Raw genomic sequence first — 19,365 nt, 5'->3', positions numbered from 1 at the left:
TGTGCCGGGACATCTGCCGATCATCCGGACTTTATGGCCGATCGGCCACGATGAGCGGGCCGATCGGCGTTCAATGAGCTATGTTCACGGCCGAAGGCGAGGTGTCCGCAGATTTCTCCGCTGGTCGAACGGGCTCGCTCCCTCCGCATGGCCGTCGCCCGTGAGGTCGAACAGGCGCGGGCCGCCGTACGCTCTGCGGCGCCTCATGTGGTGGTCGGCGAACTGGCGATGTTCCTGATGGCGCTCGCCATCGGATTCTTGCCGCTCTGGATGTCACCGCCGTCGCCGCGCCACGTGACCGCCACCGCGGCGAGCGCGTTCTGGGCGGCACTGTTGGTTCCCGCCCGCAAGCGCTGGCCGGCCGGAGCGCTGCCGGCCACGGTGCCGGTGATCGCCGGCACCGATATCGGGGCGTTGGCGGTCCTGCCCGTGATCGCGTACTCGACGGCACGGCGCATCAGTCCCGCCCGGCGCCTGTGGTCGATGGTGCTGGCAACCGTGGGTGCCGGCCTTCCCCTCAGCGTGGTGGCGGAGACGACCGCCTCGGACGGACTTGGCGAGACGCTCGCCGGTTACGCGCTGAGCGCCGCACTTCTCCTCCTGCTACCGGCGTGGGCCGGGAGCCTGATGGGACGACGCCGTCCGCTGGTCCGATTGCTGCGGGAACGCAACGAGTACCTGGAGCGGACGCAGGTGCTCACCGGGGAAAAGGCGCGTATGAAGGAACGCGCACGCATCGCCACCGAAATGCACGACATGCTCGGACACCGGCTCAGCCTGATATCGATGCACGCCGGAGCGCTGGAACTTACCGCCGCCCAAGAGGCCCCTCGGGTGAGCGGCCAAGCCGAGCTTTTGCGCACCACGGCGGCGACGGCGATGGCCGAACTGCGCGAGATCCTCGAGGTTCTCCGTGACCCCATGGAGGGTGCTGCCGAAACCGCCGGCGAACGCAGCGGAACCCGAACCGATATCGCCGATCTCGTGACCGAGTCCCGACAGGCCGGTATCGACGTCGACCTGGCGTGGGCCGGCGGGGACCTCAACGACGCGGACCCGCGGACGCGCCACGCCCTTCACCGCGTCGTCCGCGAAGGCCTCACCAATGTGCACAAGCACGCCCGGACAGCACATACCAGGATCGAGGTCACCAACGACGCCGGCCGCGTCCGCGTACGCGTGATCAACGGCCCGGTACCGGGCACGCACCAACGGCTCCCCGGCACCCGCCAGGGACTGGTCGGCCTGGACGAACGGATCGCTCTGCTCCACGGCGCCTTCACCGCCGGTCCCACGCCCGAGGGCGGATTCCTGGTCACGGCCGACCTCCCTCTCCGCCCGCCCGTCCCCATGCTCCCCGACCCCGCGGTGCGGCGCGATGTACCCGAACGGCCCAGGCCACTCGATGACGAAGTGCTCACGCTGCCCCGAGCCCTGGGTGCCGGATGCCTCGGGTTGCTGGTACTCGTTCCGGTCGCTGCCGGCACGGTCATGGTGATCATCATGCGAGCCCTACAATGACGCGGGTGATCCGGACCCTGATCGCCGATGACGAAACTCTCATGAGAGCCGGTATCCACCTCATCCTGGACAACGCCGACGACATCGAGGTCGTGGCCGAGGTACCCGACGGCCCCTCCGCCGTCCAAGCCTGCCGGGAACACGAAATCGACGTTGCCCTGCTGGACGTCCATATGCCCGGCGGCGGCGGCCTAGCGGCCATTCCGGGCATCGCTCGCGAATCCCCAAAGACCAACATCGCCATGCTCACCGCCTTCGGCGACGACCACAACGTCGCCCAAGCCCTCCGAGCCGGCGCCGTAGGTTTCCTACTCAAGGACACCGGCCCCACCGAGCTGATCCGAGCCGTACGCGTAGCCGCCACCGGCGAGTCGATCCTGGCGCCCCAGATCACCCGCCGGCTGATCGAACGCCACCTACTTTCCGACTCCCAGGACGCCGAGCAGGCCAAACGCCGAATCGAGCAGCTCACCGACACCGAACGGGACGTACTCCGCCTGGTCACCGCCGGCCTGTCGAACGCGGAGATCGCCCAGCAACTCCACATGGGCACAGGCACCGCAAAGGCCCACATCAGCCGCATCCTCACCAAAGTCGGCTGCACCAACCGAGTCCAAGCCGCCATTCTGGCCCACGACGCCGGCCTACCGGCGGGCCCCTGAGCCGACACGGTTCCGCCCGAGGAAGCGGGGGTTTCCGCAGACGTGGGTGTTCTTCCGCGACCTTGAACCGGCCATCGTCTTCGGCAGGGCTGGCCGGATGTCGTGCTACGGCATCACTTCCTACGGGGTGTACGAGGCCGCCCGCAAACGTCGATTCGATCAACGGCTGGGCAGCGACGTCACCACCTTGTACATCTGCTTCGCCAGCGACGTGATGTCGCGAGACATCGGAATGGCCCCGAATCACTCTGATCCGGGGCCATTCGCTGTCACGCCAGGTTCACGCGCCGGCCGACGAGGTTGGTCGGCCACTCGCCCGGTCTCGGGCTCTGGTGAGCGCCGACCGGGTCGGCGCTCACCGCGTCACCACCGGTCGATGCCCATCACGTTCGCGGCGGAGTGGATCGCGTTGTAATGCGGAATCGACATATCGGACCGCTTGTCCTTCGCGGGAAGGTTCGCGTCGGTCTGCCGGAATTCGTCGCGCGCCGCGGCCAGGAGGCTGGTTCCGTACCCGACCGCGACGTCGTCCTTCCCGTGAATGGGGTGCGACTTGGCCGCCGTCTGGCTTCCGGCGTTGGCCAGGATGCTTCGCGCCTGATTGTACGCGGCCGGCTTGATCGTCTTCGGGTTCGCCACGACCGCGTGCGTACCGGCCGCCACGCGGGCGTTCTCGGTACCGACGGCGGCGGAGGCGGAGGCGGATGCGGCGGCGGCGACTGTGACCGCCGCCGCGGTGAGCCCGGCCCGGACGAGGAGCTTCATATGGTCCCTCTCTTGCTCGACACGGTGTTGCAAGCGGAAGTCTGCCCACATTGAGTCACCAGATGAACACGAAAAGTCATCTGTTTCGCGCGCGGCCACTGAACCCTCACCTCGGGTCCGTGCGGCCCAGCCACCCGCTTTCCGCCCCCGCCGACATTGCCCGCACACCCCGCCCGGCCCGGCACCGTCCATCTCCGAAACGCGCGCCAGGTGCTGACGAACTGGCGCTTTGGACACCGTCACAACACTTATCGGTGTTTTCTGTGACTTCTACCGGATCGGCGTCCATGTCCCCCGCCGCATCATGGTGCCCAAAGCGGCCCCGGCGACGTCCGGGGACGGCCACCCGGCTCCCGATCCAAGCGTCACAGGGAAGGTGTCAGTCGATGAGTTCCGTCAGGACCAAGCTCGCGATCACCGCCGTAGCCACCGGCGCGCTCGTCACCACGGCGTCCGGCACCGCCTACGCGGCCGGCGTCAGCCCCGCCAACACCACCGTCATCGCGACCAGCGGGCAGGTGAAGATCTCCCTTGTGACGCTTGGGGCCGTTCTCGTCATCACCTGCCCGATCTCGACGATCCAGTTCACGACACCGTCGTCCGGGTACGGACCGGTGACGATCAGCCCGAACCCCACCTTCGGCAACTGCGTGGACGTCTACGGCGGCTCCGCGGCCGTCAGCGCCGGCGGCATGTGGCAGCTCACCGCCGTCGCCGGCCCGACCAGCGTCCGGATCGGCATCCCCGCGGGCGGCCTGACGATCGTCGATCCGTCAATGCTCAAGGACTGTGTGCTGACCGCCCTCAACATGACGATCACCGGCAGCTACAGCAACTCCACCGGCCAGGTCACGTTCTCGCGTGCCCCCCTCAGTCTCACCAGCCCGGTGTGCGGTGTATGGCCGTCCGCGTACCTGGACGCCGTCTACTGGACCAGCCCGCACCTCACGATCACCTGAGGCCGCGTCTCTCCTTCAGTCGCTGCGCAGGCGGGCGAGCCGGGTGCGGATCCCCGCGAAGTGCGCGACCATCGCCGCCTCGACGGCGTCCCGGTCCTTGGCGACCACCGCGGTGTAGATGTCGCGGTGCTTGCGGGCGACGTAGGCCGGGGTCTCGTCGGGAGCGCCCAGCTCGTCGCTGAGCTGGTGGAAGACCTGCCAGAAGGCGCCGAGGAGCCGGCCGACCAGCGGATTGCCCAACGGCCGGTAGAGCAGCTCGTGGAAGAGCCGGTCGGTCTCCGGTGAGACCGCGCCGACGAGCGCCTCGGCGTCCATCCGGTCGAGCACCTCGCGGGCGGGGGTCAGCAGGTCCACGAGGTTCGCGCCGCCGTGCCGGTCGATCAGGCGCGCGGCCAGGCCGTTCTCCAGGACCTCGCGGATCTCGATCAGGTGGGCGAGGTGGCTCTGCTCGTCCTGCGGCCCGATGCGGCTGTGGAAGGCCAGCTCGTCGACCAGGCCGTTGAGCGACATCTGCCCCACGAACATGCCGAAGCCGTGGCGGATGTCGACGATGCCGACGGCCTGAAGGGCCTTCAGGGCCTCCCGGACCGAGTTGCGGCCGATGTCCAGCTCCTGCATCAGCTCGGACTCGGTCGGCATCGGGTCTCCGGCGGCCAGCCCGCGTCGGACGATCAGCTCTTTGACCGCCTCCTGCACCTCGAGCGCCCGGCTCAGCCGGCGGCCTCGAGCAGGAGTCGGCCTTCCGGGCCCGGCGAGGGGGCGGCCGTCGTGCAATGTCACGGACATCTCCTGGTCATCTGCTCTTGACGGGAAACGTAACCGACTTCTAGTCTCCGACGCTATCAGAGATGGGACGTGGGACGTCCCACCTTTGGCCTCCGAAATTCCGTGCCTACCTGACGAGCCCACCACCGGGAGACACCGTGAGCGCTCCTCGATCCGCCTTCAGCCGCCGCGACTTCCTGCGCTACAGCGGGATAATGGGCGCTGCGGCCGCCATCTCCACCACGGTCTCCGCGTGCGGTGGCCCCGCCTCCACCGGCTCGACCGGCTCCGGTGGCAACAAGGACCTCGCCACCGTGGTCATCGGCTACGGCAACGACCAGTCCTGGGACCCGACCATGACCGCGTCCGCGTTCGCCATGGCCGGCAACAACCACATCTACGAGGGGCTGGTCGACACCGACCCGATCACCCGCGCGCCGTACCCGGCGCTGGCCACGGCACTGCCCGCGGACACCTCGGCGACGACGTGGAAGTTCACGCTGCGGCAGGGCGCCAAGTGGCATGACGGGCAGCCGGTCACCGTGGACGACGTGCTGTTCACCTTCGACCGCGTGCAGGACCCCTCCACGCTGGTGTCCTCCTTCTTCACCGCCTGGCTGAAGGAGGTCCGCAAGGTCGACGAGAGCACGGTCGAGCTCGTCTTCAAGTTCCCCTTCCCGGACGCGCTGCAGCGGCTGACCATCGCCAAGATCATGCCGAAGCACGTCTTCGGTCAGCCGGGCGCCTGGGACGCCGCCAAGAACGGCAAGGCGGTCGGCTCGGGCCCGTACAAGATGACCGCGCACAACCCGAAGTCCAACACCACCTTCGAGGCGTTCGCCGACTACAACGGCCCCCGCAAGCCGGCGATCAAGAAGATGAACTGGCTGTCGATCGTGGACGCCTCGGCCCGGGTCGCGAAGATCTCCGGTGGCAGCGCGGAGGCGCAGATCGCCGACAACGTGCCGTACGCCAACGTCGACCAACTCCGCAAGCAGGGGCTGACCGTCGAGGGCGGCAAGGGCATGAACCACATGTTCCTGATGTTCAACACCGGCCAGAAGCCGTTCGACGACGTGCGGGTGCGCCAGGCGCTGCTCTACGCCATCGACACCAAGAAGATGATCGACGTGGCGCTCAAGGGCCACGGCACGCCGGCCAGCAGCTTCCTCAACAAGGAGAACCCGGCGTACGCCCCGGCCAAGACGGTCTACGACTACAACCCGGAGAAGGCCAAGTCGCTGCTCTCCGCCGCGGGCGTGAAGAACCTGTCGGTCAACCTGATGGCGGTCAACGTGAGCTGGATCGCCGACTGCCTGCCGACGATCGCCAACTCCTGGAACGCCATCGGCGTCAAGACCTCGCTCGAGCCGCAGGACACCAGCGCGCTGTTCACCAAGATGGACCAGTCGCAGAACTACCAGGTCGTCGCGGCCGCCTCGAACCCCAACCAGTTCGGCCTCGACGCCGATCTGATCCTGCGTTACAACTACACGTCCGGCGGCACTTGGATGAAGTACACCAAGTGGGACAAGAGCTCGGACGCCAAGGCCCTGTTCGCGCTCATGGACCGGGCGACCCGGGAGTCGGACTCCGCCAAGAAGCTCGAGCTGCTGCACCAGTACCTCGACGTCATCGCCGAGCAGGCCGTGCTCTACCCGGTCCTGCACACCGAGCTGATGACCGCGTGGAACCCCAAGAAGCTCACCGGCGTCCGGCCGCAGGCGTACCCCGGTGTCAACCTGCTGCAGGCCAAGCGCCTCTGACCGCCCGCCTCCCTACCCCGATCCGAATCCTCAGGAGGCACCCGTGGCAGCGATCGCCAGAATGCTGGTGCGCCGCGTCCTCATCCTGATACCCATGCTGCTGGGCGTGGTCCTGTTCGTCTTCGTCATCATGCGGTTCTCCAAGAACAAGCCGGAGTACGCCTACTTCCAGGGCGCCAACCCGACCCCGGAGCAGATCCACCAGTTCCAGGTGGAGAACCACCTACTCGATCCGCTGCCCGTGCGGTACGTACGGTTCGTCGGCCAGCTGCTGCGCGGCGACATGGGGACCAGCGCGCTCACCAAGGCGCCGGTGCGCGGCTCCATCGCCACCGCCCTGCCGCTGACCCTCCAGCTCACCCTGTTCGGCGTCGTCATCGCGATCGTGCTGTCGGTGCTGTTCGGCGTGATCGCGGCGATCTTCCGGGACCGCTGGCCCGACCAGGTCATCCGGCTCGTGTCGCTGATCGGGGTGGCCTCACCGGCGTTCTGGCTGGCGCTGCTGATGATCCAGTACCTGGCGGTCGACCGCGGCTGGTTCCCGACCGGCGGGTACATCAACCCGGCCGACTCCGTGAGCGGCTGGCTGCGGTCGCTGACGCTGCCGGCGCTCGCCCTGTCGCTGCCCATCGCGGCCTACCTCACCCGGATCATCCGCACGTCGATGGTCGAGGAGCTCGACAAGGACTACGTACGGACCGCCATCGGCAGCGGGCTGCCGCCCGTCGTCGTGGTCGGCCGGAACGTGCTGCGCAACGCGCTGATCAACCCGCTGACCGTGCTCGGCCTGCGGGTCGGCTACCTGCTCGGCGGCGCGGTCGTCATCGAGACGATCTTCGCGCTGCCCGGCATGGGCCAGCTCATGATCACCGCGGTGCGCAACGGCGACCCGGCGGTCGTGCAGGGCGTCGTGATCACCATCGCGGTCGGCTTCGTGGTCGTCAACCTCCTCATCGACGTCCTGTACCTGCTGGTCAACCCCCGACTGAGGAGCGCCGCCTGATGCGCAGTGGACTGGCGAACCGACTGTCGCGGGCCGGCATCGGCTTCCGGCGCCTCGGCCCGACGTCCTGGATCTCCCTGGGCGTCGTGGTCGTCATCATCCTCGCCGCGGTGCTCGCCCCGGTCTTGGCCCCGTACTCGCCGTACGTCCAGGAGGCCGCCGGCGGCGGCCCGAGCGCGTCGCACTGGATGGGCCTGGACAGCGCCAACCGCGACATCTTCACGCGCCTGCTGTACGGCGCGCGCTGGTCGCTGGTGATCGGGCTCGGCGCGACCGCCCTCGCGCTCGTCGCCGGGGCCGTGATCGGCGCGGTCGCCGCGACCTCGCGACGGTCCGTCGACGAGGCGATCATGCGCACGCTCGACGTCGTCATGGCCTTCCCCGGCATCGCGCTCGCCGCCGTGCTGGTGGCGGTGTTCGGCGGCAGCATCCCGGTGCTGGTGCTGGCCATCGCGTTCCTCTACATGCCGTCGGTGGCCCGCGTCGTACGGGCGAACGTCCTGGCCCAGTACGGCGAGGACTACGTCGCGGCCGAGCGGGTCATCGGCGCCCGCGCCCCGCACATCCTGCTCCGGCACGTGGCCGTCAACTGCGCCGCGCCGGTCCTGGTGTTCTGCACGGTGATGGTGGCCGACGCGATCGTGTTCGAGGCGTCGCTGTCGTTCGTCGGCGCGGGAGTGCGCCCGCCGGACCCGTCGTGGGGCAGCGTCATCGCCGACGGCCGGAACATGGTCCTCACCGGCGGGTGGTGGGCCACCGTCTTCCCCGGTCTGCTGATCCTCATCACGGTGCTCGCCCTCAACGTCCTCGCCGAGGGCATCTCCGACGCCTGGGCCGCGCCGGCCGCGCGACCGGCGGAGACGACGCGGGCCGCCGGCACCACGCGGCGGGCGGCACCCGGCCCGGTGACCGAGCTGAAGGGGCTCATGGAGGCCGGCCGGCGCCTGGCCGAACGCGCCCGGCCGCTGCGGGACAGCGAACCCATCGTGCGGGTGAAGGACCTGCGGATCGGCTTCGACGACCGCCACGACGGCGTCGACATCGTGGACGGCATCTCCTTCGACGTACGACCGGGCGAGGTGCTCGGCCTGGTCGGCGAGTCCGGCTGCGGCAAGTCCCTGACCGCACTGACGATCATGGGCCTGCAGCCGCGGGGCGCGCGGGTGGGCGGCGAGATCGTCTTCGACCGCCGCGACCTGCTGGCGATGTCCAAAGGGGACCGGCGGCGCCTGCTCGGCCACGACATGGCGATGATCTACCAGGACGCGCTGTCGTCGCTGAACCCGGCGATGACCGTACGGGCGCAGCTCAAGCAGGTCGTCCGGCGCGGCGGCCGGCGCACCCCGGCGGAGCTGCTGGAGCTCGTCGGGCTCGACCCCGCCCGCACGCTCTCGTCGTACCCGCACGAGCTGTCCGGCGGGCAGCGCCAGCGGGTGCTCATCGCGATGGCCCTCTCCCGCGACCCGAAACTGATCATCGCGGACGAGCCGACGACGGCGCTGGACGTGACCGTGCAGGCGCAGGTGATCGAGCTGCTGCTGCGGCTGCGCGAGGAACTGGACTTCGCGCTCATCCTCGTCTCCCACGACCTCGCCCTGGTCGCCGACGTCACCGACCGGGTGGTCGTCATGTACGGCGGGCAGATCGTGGAGAAGGGGGCGACCCCGGCCGTCGTCGGCAACCCCGCCCACCACTACGCGCGCGGCCTGCTGGGCTCGGTCCTGTCGCTGGAGTCCAACGCGGAGCGCCTCACCCAGATCCCGGGCGTCGTGCCCTCACCCGCGGACTTCCCGGCCGGCTGCCGGTTCGCCGACCGGTGTCCCGCCGCCACCGAGGTCTGTCACGCGGAGACTCCACGCCTGGAGGGACGAGGCCGCTTCCACGTGGTGGCCTGTCACCACCCGGCGGCCGACGTCTCGGCCTCCCTGTCCGCCGCGGGCGCGGCCGCCGCGCCCGCCGACCCGCCGGAGGGGTCATGACTTCCGAGACTTCCGAGGCGATCCTCGAGTTGACCGATGTCCACGTCGTGCACAAGGCGCGCTCGGGCGGCCTGTTCACGCGTGACCGCGTGTACGCGCTGACCGGCGCGGACCTGACCGTGCGACCCGGTGAGACGATCGGCGTCGTCGGCGAGTCCGGCTGCGGCAAGTCGACCCTCGCCCGGGTGCTGGTCGGCCTGCAGCGGCCGACCACCGGCACGGTCGCCTTCGAGGGACGTGACGTCTGGTCGATGTCCGGCGCCGCCCGCCGCGAGGCCATCGGATCGAGCATCGGCATGGTCTTCCAGGACCCGTCCACGGCCCTGAACCGCCGCCTGCCGGTCCGCCGGATCGTGCGCGACCCGCTCGACGTGCAGCGCGTCGGCACCCCGGACGAGCGCGAGGAACGCGTCCGCGAGCTCATCGACCTGGTCGGCCTGCCCGCGAGCGCGGCGGACCGGCTGCCCGCCCAGCTGTCCGGCGGGCAGCGGCAGCGGGTGGCGATCGCCCGCGCGCTCGCGCTGCGGCCACGGCTGCTGGTCGCCGACGAGCCGACCAGCGCGCTCGACGTCTCGGTCCGCGCGCAGATCCTCAACCTGCTGCGGGACCTGAAGGAGCGGTTCGGCCTCGCCATGGTCTTCGTGTCCCACGACATCCAGACCGTGCGGCGGATGAGCGACCGGGTCGTGACCATGTACCTCGGCCGGATCGTCGAGCAGACACCCGCCGAGGCCGTGCCGGGCGCGGCCCGGCACCCGTACACGCGGGCGCTGTTCTCCGCCACGCCGGGCCTGCTGTCCCCGATCGACCCCATCCCGCTGACCGGCCCGGTTCCGTCGGCGACCCGGCCGCCCTCCGGCTGCCCCTTCCGCACCCGGTGCTGGAAGGCCGACGAGACCTGCGCCGCCGAGATGCCCGGCCCGGAGGAGGACGCCGGCGGCTTCTTCCGTTGTCACCACCCCGTCCTCGCCGGCGCGACCGACCGCGAACTCATCACCCAAGCACAGGAGCGTTCATGAGCAACGCCGCACCGTTGTCCGGCGTCATTCCCCCCGTCTGCACCCCGCTGACCCCGGAGCGGGAGGTGGACACCGCCTCGCTGACCCGGCTGGTGGACCACCTGCTGGAGGGCGGAGTGCACGGGCTGTTCGTCCTCGGCTCGTCGTCGGAGGCCGCGTTCCTGCCCGACGGGCACCGCCGGGCCGTGCTGGACACCGTGATCGGCCACGTCGCGGGGCAGGTGCCGGTGCTGGCCGGCGTCATCGACATGACCGCGCCCCGGGTCGCCGACCACGCGCGGGCGGCGGCCGAGGCCGGCGCCGACGCCCTGGTGACGACCGCGCCCTTCTACGCCCGCACCCATCCGGCGGAGATCGCCACGCACTTCCGGACGATCGCGGCCGTGGCGGACGTCCCGGTGTACGCCTACGACCTGCCGGTGGCCGTGCACAGCAAGCTCACCGCGAACGTGCTGCTGGAGCTTGCCGCCGACGGCGTGCTCGCCGGGCTCAAGGACTCCAGCGGCGACGACGCCGGGCTGCGCGAGGTGATCCTGGGCCGCCGCGACCGCGGCCTGGAGTCCTTCGCGGTGCTGACCGGCTCGGAGCTGACCGTCGACTCCGCGCTGTGGATGGGCGCCGACGGCGTCGTCCCCGGCCTGGGCAACGTCGACCCGCACGGCTACGTGCGCCTGTACGACGCCGCGGCACGGGGCGACTGGACCGCCGCGCGCGAGGAGCAGGAGCGGCTCTTCCGCCTCTTCGGGCTGGTGCACGTCGGCGGCCCGCACATGGGCCGCAGCTCCTCCGCGCTGGGGGCGTTCAAGGCGGCGCTGTTCCTGCGCGGCGTCATCGCCCACCCGACGACCGCGCTGCCGCAGGTGCCGCTCGACGGCGCCGAGATCGACCAGGTCAAGTCCTTCCTGTCCGAAGCCGCCCTCATCTGACCCGTACGGAGGCCAGCGTGGCTCACCTCAGGTTCCCCCGCCGTACCGCGGCCGTGGCGCTCCTCGCCGCGGCGCTCCCGCTCGCGTCCGCCGGCGCCGCGTCGGCCAAGACGGCGCCGGAGTTCGACGAACAGGTGCTGTTCGCCCAGCACACCGACGGTTACTACTGCTTCCGCATCCCCGCCGTCGTGCAGGCGCTCGACGGCACCCTGCTCGCCTTCGCCGAGGGCCGCGTGAACAGCTGCGGTGACAAAGGCGACATCGACCTGGTGCTGAAGCGCTCCACGGACGGCGGCCGCACCTGGGGACCCCTCCAGGTCGTCCTGCCCGGCAACGGAGACACCCGCGGCAACCCGGCGCCGGTCGTGGACCGGCGCACCGGCCGGATCATCCTCATGACGACCTGGAACCCCGGCGACGACGACACCATCCGCCACCCGTTCGTGCAGTACAGCGACGACGACGGCGCCACCTGGTCCGGGGCGCGCGACCTGACCGCCGAACTCGTGAAGCCGGAGTGGAACTCCTGGTACGCCACCGGGCCCGGCCACGCCGTCCAGCTCCAGCACGGGCCGCACAAGGGACGCCTCATCGTCCCGGCCAACCACGAGGGCGACGGCGGCGCGCTGAAGGGCGGCCCGCAGGGCGGCCACCTCAATTACAGCGACGACGGCGGCCTCACCTGGAAGATCGGCGCCGACGACACCCGCCGCACCAACGACGTCAGCCCCGGCGAGCTCAGCGCGACCGAGCTCCCCGACGGCAGGATCTACGTCAACGCCCGCGACAACACCGGAACCGACCCCGGCAACCGGAACACCGCCACGAGCAGCGACGGCGGCCTGACCTTCGACCATCCGTTCCGCACCCTTCCGAAGCTCGCCGCGCCCAAGGTCCAGGGCTCGGTCCTGAGCGCCGGCCGGCGCGTCTACCTGTCCGTACCCGACCACCCGGTGACCCGCGAGGTCATGGCGGTCCGCGCCTCGGCCGACAACGGGCGCGACTTCGAGAAGGTCGGCAAGGTCATCTACTGGGGCCCGTCCGCGTACTCCGACCTCGTGCGCCTCGGCGGCGACCGGCTCGGCCTGCTGTACGAGGCGGGGCAGGCCGGCCCGTACGAGCAGATCCGGTGGGCGCGGTTCAACACCGCCTACCTCGCGACGCCCAACGGCACCCCGCCGGGCCTGCCCAAGCCGCCGCAGCCCGGCCCGACCAGCCCGGACGGCTCCGGTCACCACAACGACGGCTACGTCCGCGGCGGCATGACCGCGGCCGATGAGTTCGACGGCGTGGACGACTTCGTCCAGGTGCCGTGGAACCGCTCCCTGGACCTCGGCTCCGGCGACTTCACCTGGTCGGCGCGGATCCGCTACAGCGACACGGGCGGCACGCACTCGATCCTGTGGGCCTACCGCGTCGGCAGCGGCGCGCCGCAGATCTGGCTGCGCGCCGAGCCGGCGAACAAGCGGCTCATCGGCACCGTCGGAACCGGCGCGGGCACCGCCATGGTGAGCACCGCGCAGCCGTACAACGACGGCCAGTGGCACGACGTCGTCCTGCGACGCGCCGGGGGACGGCTCACGCTCAGCGTCGACGGGCAGGCCACCTCGGTGGCCGACCCGGGCGGTTCGGTGACCGAGGGCAAGCAGTTCACGATCGACGGCATGGACGTCGGCCAGCGGCTGGATGGAGCGCAGCGTTTCCACGGCTCCATCGCGGACGTACGGGTCTTCGCCCGCGCGGTCCCGGACGAGGAGATCGCGACCGCCCGCCGCGACCTGCGGCTGTGGCTGCCGCTCGACCGGATCGACGCGGAAGGCGCGAACGACCGATGAACCGGATCGACGGTCTGCGGGACCGCGTGGGCATCGCCTACGGCGGTGACTACAACCCCGAGCAGTGGCCCGAAGAGGTCTGGGACGACGACGTACGGCTGATGAAGGAGGCCGGCGTCTCCCTCGTCAGCGTCGGCATCTTCTCCTGGGCGTCGGTCGAGCCGCGGCCGGGGGAGTACGACTTCGGCTGGCTCGACCGGGTGCTGGACCGGCTGGCCGCGGGTGGCGTCGCGGCGTGCCTGGCGACCATGACGGCCTCGCCGCCGCCCTGGCTCACCAGCCTGCACCCCGAGATGCTCACCGTACGAGCGGACGGCTCGACGATCTCGCCGGGCGGGCGGCAGCACTACTGCCCCTCCAGCCCGGCCTACCGCGAGCACGCCGTACGCCTGGCCGAGCAGGTCGCCACCCGCTACGCCGGTCACCCGGCCCTGGCCGTCTGGCACGTGAACAACGAGTACGGCAACGTCATCCCGTGCCACTGCGACGTGTCGGCGGCGGCCTTCCGGCGCTGGCTCGCGGACCGGTACGGCTCCGTGGAGGGCCTCAACGAGGCGTGGTCGACGCGGTTCTGGGCGCAGGGCTACGGGTCCTTCGAGGAGGTGCTGCCGCCGCGTTCGCCGGCGCCGTTCACCAACCCCGCGCAGGAGCTGGACTACGCGCGGTTCACCTCCGACGAACTGCTCGCCTGCTACCTGGCCGAGAAGGAGGTGCTGGACCGCGTCACGCCGGACGTGCCGGTCACCACCAACTTCCCGCCGTCGCTGCGGCCGGTCGACCAGTGGGCCTGGGCCCCGCACGTCGACGTCATCGGGTACGACGCCTACCCCGATCCGCTCGACCCCGGCACCGAGGCCAAGGTCGCCTTCTCCTACGACGTCATGCGCTCACTGCGCGACGGGCAGCCGTGGCTGCTGATGGAGCAGGCCCCCGGCGCGGTGAACTGGCGCCCCCGCAACGCCCCCAAGCCGCGTGGCGCGATGCGGCTGTGGAGCTGGCAGGCCGTCGCGCACGGCGCCGACGCGGTCATGTTCTTCCAGTGGCGGCAGTCCCGCGGCGGCGCGGAGAAGTTCCACTCCGCGATGGTCCCGCACGGCGGCCCGTCGACCCGGATCTTCGACGAGGTGCGCGAGCTGGGCCGGGACCTGGCCGCCGCCCGCGGCCTGGCCGGCGCACGGGCACCGCGGGCCGACGTCGCGATGGTGCTGGACTGGCCGAGCTGGTGGGCGCTCGAAGGTCCGGCCCACCCCAGCTCCGACCTGCGCTTCCTCGACGCCGCCTGGGCCTGCCACCGCCCGCTCCACGACGCCGGCGTCGCCTGCGACGTCGTACGGCCGGACGCGGACCTGTCGGCGTACCGGGTCGTCGTCGTGCCGAACCTCTACCTGACCTCCGAGGAAGCCGCGCGCAACCTGGAGCGGTACGTCGAGGAGGGCGGCACGCTCGTCATGTCGTTCTTCTCCGGCATCGTGGACCCCTGCGACCGGGTTCACCTGGGCGGCTACCCGGCGCCGTTCCGGCGGATGCTCGGCCTGACCGTCGAGGAGTTCCATCCGCTGGCCGAGGACGCCTCCGTCGGGCTGTCCCAGGGCTCGGGGAGCCTGTGGTCCGAGGAGGTCCGTCTCGAGGGCGCCGAGGCCGTCGAGCGCTTCACGACCGGCGCCCTCGCAGGGGAGCCCGCCGTCACCCGGCACCGCTTCGGCCGCGGCGACGCGTGGTACCTCGCCACCCGGCCCGACCCGGCGGCCATGCGCGGGCTCTTCGACCGCGTCCGCGCGGCGGCCGGCGTCGAACCGGTCCTGCCCGGCCTGCCCGACGGCGTCAAGGCCCGCGCCCGGGACACCGAGGACGGCCGGTGGTACGTCGTGCTGAACCACGGCGCCGAGCCCGCCGACGTGCCCCTGCCGACGGCGATGCGCGACGTGCTGACCGGCGCGGAGCCGACCGCCTCGGTGCGCCTGGACCCACGCGGAGTCGCCGTGCTACGCCCGGCCTGACCGCGTCACCGAGCGCGCCGCCCACTTCAGCACCTGGGTGGCACGGGCCACCGCCCGGCCACCCAGGGCCGCGCCGACGACGACTCCGCCAAGGAGGGCGACGCCGCCGACGAGCACACGGAAGGGGCCGAACGACGCCGGCAGCAGCCAGATCAGGGACAGGCCGGCCATCCCGCAGAGCATCGACACCGCGAGCACGACGACGACGATGAGAGCGGCGGCCAGGCCCGCGCCGCGAGGAGAGGTCCGCAGCCGCCGGTAGCCCGGCGCCCGCCGCCACAGGCGTGCGCCGTCCCGGTGCTGCGGCCGGGGCAGTCCCGCCCGGCCGCAGAAGGCGACCAGGTCCGCGCCCCAGGCCCCTTTGGCGCGCAGGAGCATGCGGTCCTCGCCGTCGAGGAGGACCAGGCCCTGGCTCGGCCCGCTCCGGTACCGCCGCCGGTAGTAGTGGCCCAGTGCCTTGACCGACGACCGCGGGACGGCCACGCGCTGGTCGCCGAAGCCGTAACCGACGAGCAGGTCACCTTCGACGCGAAGCCGCACGGGCGTCCGGTCGAGCAGGTCACGCGCCGGCCTCCGGGGCCGCAACTCGACGACACCGCCGTCCGAGCCGCCGCCCTGCGGCTGCGCGACCTGATGGCCCTTCCCGGTCCGCCTTCTGCCCACCGCGGCATGTTATCCAGGGCGAACGCGAGCGGGATCGACCCGGTCACGGTGAGCCGACGTTGACACGGCGTCGGCGACCGGTCAGGGACCAGCGGAAACCTTGACCCTCTTGAGCCCGGCTGTTAGTTTTTGCGCACACTTTATGGAATAGCATTCCGTATCGCGGAAATCTGCCGTATGGGGGGATGACGGCCGGTACTGCGGAACGCGGAGGCGTCGGCGAAGGAGACCCCGATGAAGAGAATCGCGCCGATACTCGCCCTGCTGCTCATCGGCACGGCCGCCTGCTCGTCGGGCGGCGGGGCCGAGCCCTCCGGCCCGGTCGAGATCACGATCTGGCACGGGCAGGCCGACATCGCGGCCAAATCCATCGAGGGATTGGTCGCCAAGTTCAACAGCACGCACCCGAACATCAAGGTCACAACGGACTCCGGCGGCGCCACCGCCGACGCGATGCTGCCGAAGGTCACCGCCGCCCTGGCTGCCGGCACCTACCCGGACATCGCCTACGTCTACGGCTCATGGGCCGCGAACATCGCGCGCAGCCCGAAGGCCGTCGACCTGAGCACGGTCGTGCGCGACCCGAAGATCGGCTGGAACGACTTCTGGCCGAACACCCGGCAGGTCGCCACGGTCGGCCACAAGGTGATCGGGTTCCCGGCCTACGTCGATGACCTGACCGTCCTGTACAACAGGAAACTGCTCGCCAAGGCCGGGTTGCGACCACCCTCACCCGACTGGACGTGGGACGACTTCCGGACCATGGCCCGCAAGCTCACCGACGCCAGGACGCAGACGTACGGAACGACCTGGGCGACCAGCGGTGGCGAGGAGACCACCTGGACCTACTGGCCCCTGCTGTGGCAGAACGGCGGTCAGATCCTGTCTCCCGACATGAAGCGCTCCGCGTTCGACGGCCCGGCCGGCGTTCAGGGACTCACGCTGCTGCAGCAGATGGCCGTTCAGGACAAGTCCGTGTACATCGACTCCAGTCCGGCGGAGAAGGGGCAGAAGCTGTTCGAGTCCGGCCGGCTCGGCCTGTTCCTGGCCGGCCCGTGGGTGCTCCCCGACGTCAAGGCCGCGAAGGTCGACTACGGCATCGCCCCGCTGCCCGGCACGAACGGCGACCACCAGACGATCTCCGGTCCCGACGACTGGGTCGTCCTGGATCACGGGTCCCGGCGGGTCAAGGCCGCGACGGAGTTCCTGACCTGGCTGACCGCACCCGAACAGCAGCTGGTCTGGATGAACGACACCGGCTCCCTGCCGACCCGCCAGTCGATCACCAAGCTTCCCGGATACCAGGCGTACCTGGAGAGATATCCCGGCATCGACGTGGTCACCGCGAACCTGGCCAACGCCCGGCAGGTCCGTCCGGCCTCGACCAAGTACCCGCGCGTCTCCGCCTACATGGCCGGCGCGATCACGGCCGTCCTGCTCGGCAGATCCGACCCGAAGGCCGCGCTGGACGACGCGGCCCACAAGTCCGACGCGCTCCTCCGGGTGCCGGGCGCATGAGCGGGCGAAGCGAGCGAGTCAACGACACAGTGCCTCTGGTCACTCCTCCGACGAAGGAGGCCCCCGTGAACGCGCCGGCGGTGACGAGTGACGCGGACGGCCGCCGTACGACCCAGGGGAGTGAACCCGCGCGGCGCGGTGTTCGCGGCCGCGTACCCACCCGGCTCGGCGAGCACCTGGCCGGGTGGACGTTCGCCGGACCGTCGACGCTGCTGGTGCTCGGCTTCTCGCTGCTGCCGATGGCCTGGGCGCTGCGGCTCTCCCTCACCGACTCCGACCTGGTCACGTCCGGTCATTCGGTCGGCCTGGCCAACTACCGCGCGCTCGCCCACGACCCGGTGTTCTGGCAGTCGATCCGCAACACCCTGACGCTCATCGTGATCTACATCCCGGTCTCGCTGGTGCTGGGGCTGCTCGTGGCGCTGCTGCTGAACAAGCCGATCAGAGGGAGCGCGTTCTACCGCTCCTGCTTCCTGGTCCCGTTCGTCGCCTCCGCGGCGGCCGAGGGCCTGCTGATGGGCTTCGTACTGGACAAGAACTTCGGCGCGGTCAACGGCCTGCTGACCCGCCTGGGCCTGCCCGCCCAGGGGTTCCTGGACAGCCCCTCGCAGGCGATGTACGTGATCGCCGGCATCTTCGTGTGGACCCAGTTCGGCTTCAACGTCGTCATCTACCTGGCCGCGCTGCAGGAACTGCCCGCCGAGGTGCTCGAGGCGGCGGCGATCGACGGGGCGGGCCCGTGGGCGACCTTCCGGCGCATCATCGTTCCCTCGGTCCGCTCGATCTCGCTGTTCCTCGCGATCTGGGCTCTGATCGACAGCCTTCAGTTCTTCGACCTGATCCTGACCACGACCAAGGGCGGCCCGCTCAACTCGACGATCACGATCGTCTACTACGTCTGGCAGCTGGCGTTCCAGTACTTCACCGCGGGATACGGCGCCGCCGTCGCGTACGTGCTGTTCGCAGGGAGCCTGCTCGCGATCGTCGCCGGACTGGCGTTCGGCCGCAGGAAGGGGTTCCTTTCGTGACCACCTCCACCCTCTCGGCACGGCGACGCGGCAGGCCGAGCGCGCGGCATCTCGTACTCGCGCCGCTGTCCCTCCTGATGGTCGCGCCGTTCCTGCTCATGCTGGTCAGCTCGGTGATGACCAAGGCCGAGCTGAACCGTTTCCCGCCGCCCGTGCTGCCCGAGCGGATCGATCTCACCGGGTACCGCGAGCTGCTCTCGAGCTCGCAGTTCCCGCGCTGGTTCCTCAACAGCGTCATCGTGTCGGGCGTCATCGTGGTGTCCCAGGTCGTGCTGTGCAGCATGGCCGGGTACGCCTTCGCCCGAATGCGGTTCGCGGGGCGGCGCCTCGCGCTGGCGCTGGTCATCGCGACCACGCTCATCCCCTTTCAGCTCACCGTGATCCCGACCTTCTTGATCTTCCACAAGATCCACTTGATCAACACGCTCGGCGCGCTCATCGTGCCGCAACTCGCCTCGGCGCTCGGGGTCTACCTCATGACCTCCTTCTTCCAGAACTTCCCCCGAGAGCTCGAGGAGGCGGCCCGGATCGACGGCTGCTCGCGGTTCGGCGTGTTCTTCCGGGTCGTGCTGCCGGTGGCCCGCCCCGCGCTGGCCGCGCTGGCGGTGATCACCTTCATCTACGCCTGGAACGACCTGTTCTGGCCGCTCATCGCCATCACGTCGAAGGAGAGGTACACGGTGCAGGTCGGCCTGACCACCTTCCAGGGCGCTCACCAGGCGGACTGGCCGCAGATCATGGCCGGTACCGTGCTCACCACCGTGCCGGTCCTCGTCGTGTTCATCATCGGCCAGCGCCGCTTCGTGCAGGCCCTGGCCGGCGCGGTCAAGGGCTGAGGCCGTGACGTCCCCCGGCCGCCCGTACGGACGGCCGGGGGACGCCGCCATGACGCGGTCCGGGTCCGCCCGGCTCGCGCGGAGGGCGCCGGCCGCAGCCCACTCGCGGCCGGCCTCGGGCCT

At 70.6% G+C, this 19,365-nt stretch carries 16 protein-coding genes; 13 read left to right on the top strand and 3 right to left on the bottom strand.

Annotated features, from left to right (window positions below):
• Positions 1–147 precede the first annotated feature (147 nt).
• Positions 148–1,521, top strand: a complete 1,374-nt coding sequence (locus AB0K82_RS31460; RefSeq protein WP_364404035.1) for a histidine kinase — start codon at positions 148–150, stop codon at positions 1,519–1,521.
• A gap of 5 nt (positions 1,522–1,526) precedes the next feature.
• Positions 1,527–2,183 (top strand): response regulator transcription factor, encoded by a 657-nt coding sequence (locus AB0K82_RS31455; protein ID WP_364404033.1) that lies wholly within the window; start codon positions 1,527–1,529, stop codon positions 2,181–2,183.
• 363 nt (positions 2,184–2,546) lie between these two features.
• On the opposite strand, the gene AB0K82_RS31450 is transcribed toward AB0K82_RS31455, so the two are convergent.
• On the bottom strand, positions 2,547–2,999 hold the full coding sequence (locus AB0K82_RS31450) for a hypothetical protein (protein ID WP_364404031.1): 453 nt from the start codon (positions 2,997–2,999) through the stop codon (positions 2,547–2,549).
• A 335-nt stretch (positions 3,000–3,334) separates the two neighbouring features.
• Between AB0K82_RS31450 and AB0K82_RS31445 the strand changes: the two genes are divergently transcribed.
• Positions 3,335–3,907: a hypothetical protein gene (locus AB0K82_RS31445; protein ID WP_364404029.1), complete on the top strand. Its 573-nt coding sequence runs from the start codon at positions 3,335–3,337 to the stop codon at positions 3,905–3,907.
• A gap of 15 nt (positions 3,908–3,922) precedes the next feature.
• Here AB0K82_RS31445 and AB0K82_RS31440 read toward each other — a convergent pair whose 3' ends face one another.
• On the bottom strand, positions 3,923–4,687 hold the full coding sequence (locus tag AB0K82_RS31440) for an FCD domain-containing protein (protein WP_364404027.1): 765 nt from the start codon (positions 4,685–4,687) through the stop codon (positions 3,923–3,925).
• Positions 4,688–4,830: 143 nt separating this feature from the next.
• Between AB0K82_RS31440 and AB0K82_RS31435 the strand changes: the two genes are divergently transcribed.
• The 7 genes from AB0K82_RS31435 to AB0K82_RS31405 are packed head-to-tail and all read left to right on the top strand — an operon-like array spanning position 4,831 to position 15,197.
• Positions 4,831–6,438, top strand: coding sequence for an ABC transporter substrate-binding protein (locus AB0K82_RS31435; RefSeq protein ID WP_364404025.1), 1,608 nt, complete (start codon positions 4,831–4,833; stop codon positions 6,436–6,438).
• A 43-nt stretch (positions 6,439–6,481) separates the two neighbouring features.
• Complete coding sequence (locus tag AB0K82_RS31430) at positions 6,482–7,441, top strand: ABC transporter permease (RefSeq protein ID WP_364404024.1); 960 nt, start codon at positions 6,482–6,484, stop codon at positions 7,439–7,441.
• Positions 7,441–9,420: a dipeptide/oligopeptide/nickel ABC transporter permease/ATP-binding protein gene (locus AB0K82_RS31425; RefSeq protein ID WP_364404022.1), complete on the top strand. Its 1,980-nt coding sequence runs from the start codon at positions 7,441–7,443 to the stop codon at positions 9,418–9,420. The genes AB0K82_RS31430 and AB0K82_RS31425 overlap by 1 nt, the downstream gene beginning before the upstream one ends.
• Complete coding sequence (locus tag AB0K82_RS31420; protein WP_364404020.1) at positions 9,417–10,439, top strand: ABC transporter ATP-binding protein; 1,023 nt, start codon at positions 9,417–9,419, stop codon at positions 10,437–10,439. Before AB0K82_RS31425 ends, AB0K82_RS31420 begins: the two co-directional genes overlap by 4 nt.
• Positions 10,436–11,365, top strand: coding sequence for a dihydrodipicolinate synthase family protein (locus AB0K82_RS31415; protein ID WP_364404019.1), 930 nt, complete (start codon positions 10,436–10,438; stop codon positions 11,363–11,365). Before AB0K82_RS31420 ends, AB0K82_RS31415 begins: the two co-directional genes overlap by 4 nt.
• 17 nt (positions 11,366–11,382) lie before the next feature.
• Positions 11,383–13,200, top strand: coding sequence for a sialidase family protein (locus tag AB0K82_RS31410; protein ID WP_364404017.1), 1,818 nt, complete (start codon positions 11,383–11,385; stop codon positions 13,198–13,200).
• Positions 13,197–15,197 carry a beta-galactosidase gene (locus AB0K82_RS31405; RefSeq protein ID WP_364404015.1) on the top strand — a complete coding sequence of 667 codons (2,001 nt, stop codon included), beginning with the start codon at positions 13,197–13,199 and terminating at the stop codon, positions 15,195–15,197. Before AB0K82_RS31410 ends, AB0K82_RS31405 begins: the two co-directional genes overlap by 4 nt.
• Here the strand turns inward: AB0K82_RS31405 and AB0K82_RS31400 are convergent.
• The gene (locus AB0K82_RS31400; protein ID WP_364404013.1) at positions 15,183–15,860 is read right to left on the bottom strand and encodes a hypothetical protein; all 678 of its coding nucleotides are present in this window, start codon (positions 15,858–15,860) and stop codon (positions 15,183–15,185) included. The genes AB0K82_RS31405 and AB0K82_RS31400 overlap by 15 nt on opposite strands.
• 234 nt (positions 15,861–16,094) lie before the next feature.
• Here AB0K82_RS31400 and AB0K82_RS31395 point away from each other — a divergent pair, with 234 nt between their 5' ends.
• The 3 genes from AB0K82_RS31395 to AB0K82_RS31385 all read left to right on the top strand — a co-directional run bounded on the left by AB0K82_RS31395 (position 16,095) and on the right by AB0K82_RS31385 (position 19,242).
• Positions 16,095–17,378, top strand: a complete 1,284-nt coding sequence (locus AB0K82_RS31395; protein ID WP_364404011.1) for an ABC transporter substrate-binding protein — start codon at positions 16,095–16,097, stop codon at positions 17,376–17,378.
• A 65-nt stretch (positions 17,379–17,443) separates the two neighbouring features.
• Positions 17,444–18,406 carry a sugar ABC transporter permease gene (locus AB0K82_RS31390; protein WP_364404009.1) on the top strand — a complete coding sequence of 321 codons (963 nt, stop codon included), beginning with the start codon at positions 17,444–17,446 and terminating at the stop codon, positions 18,404–18,406.
• On the top strand, positions 18,403–19,242 hold the full coding sequence (locus AB0K82_RS31385) for a carbohydrate ABC transporter permease (protein WP_364404007.1): 840 nt from the start codon (positions 18,403–18,405) through the stop codon (positions 19,240–19,242). Before AB0K82_RS31390 ends, AB0K82_RS31385 begins: the two co-directional genes overlap by 4 nt.
• Positions 19,243–19,365: the final 123 nt, after the last annotated feature.

Origin of the sequence: Actinoallomurus sp. NPDC052274 (assembly GCF_040679475.1) — a bacterium.
Lineage (GTDB): Bacteria > Actinomycetota > Actinomycetes > Streptosporangiales > Streptosporangiaceae > Actinoallomurus > Actinoallomurus liliacearum.
The sequence above is the reverse complement of the archived record's forward strand: the minus strand, read 5'-3'. Positions and strand labels throughout refer to the sequence as shown.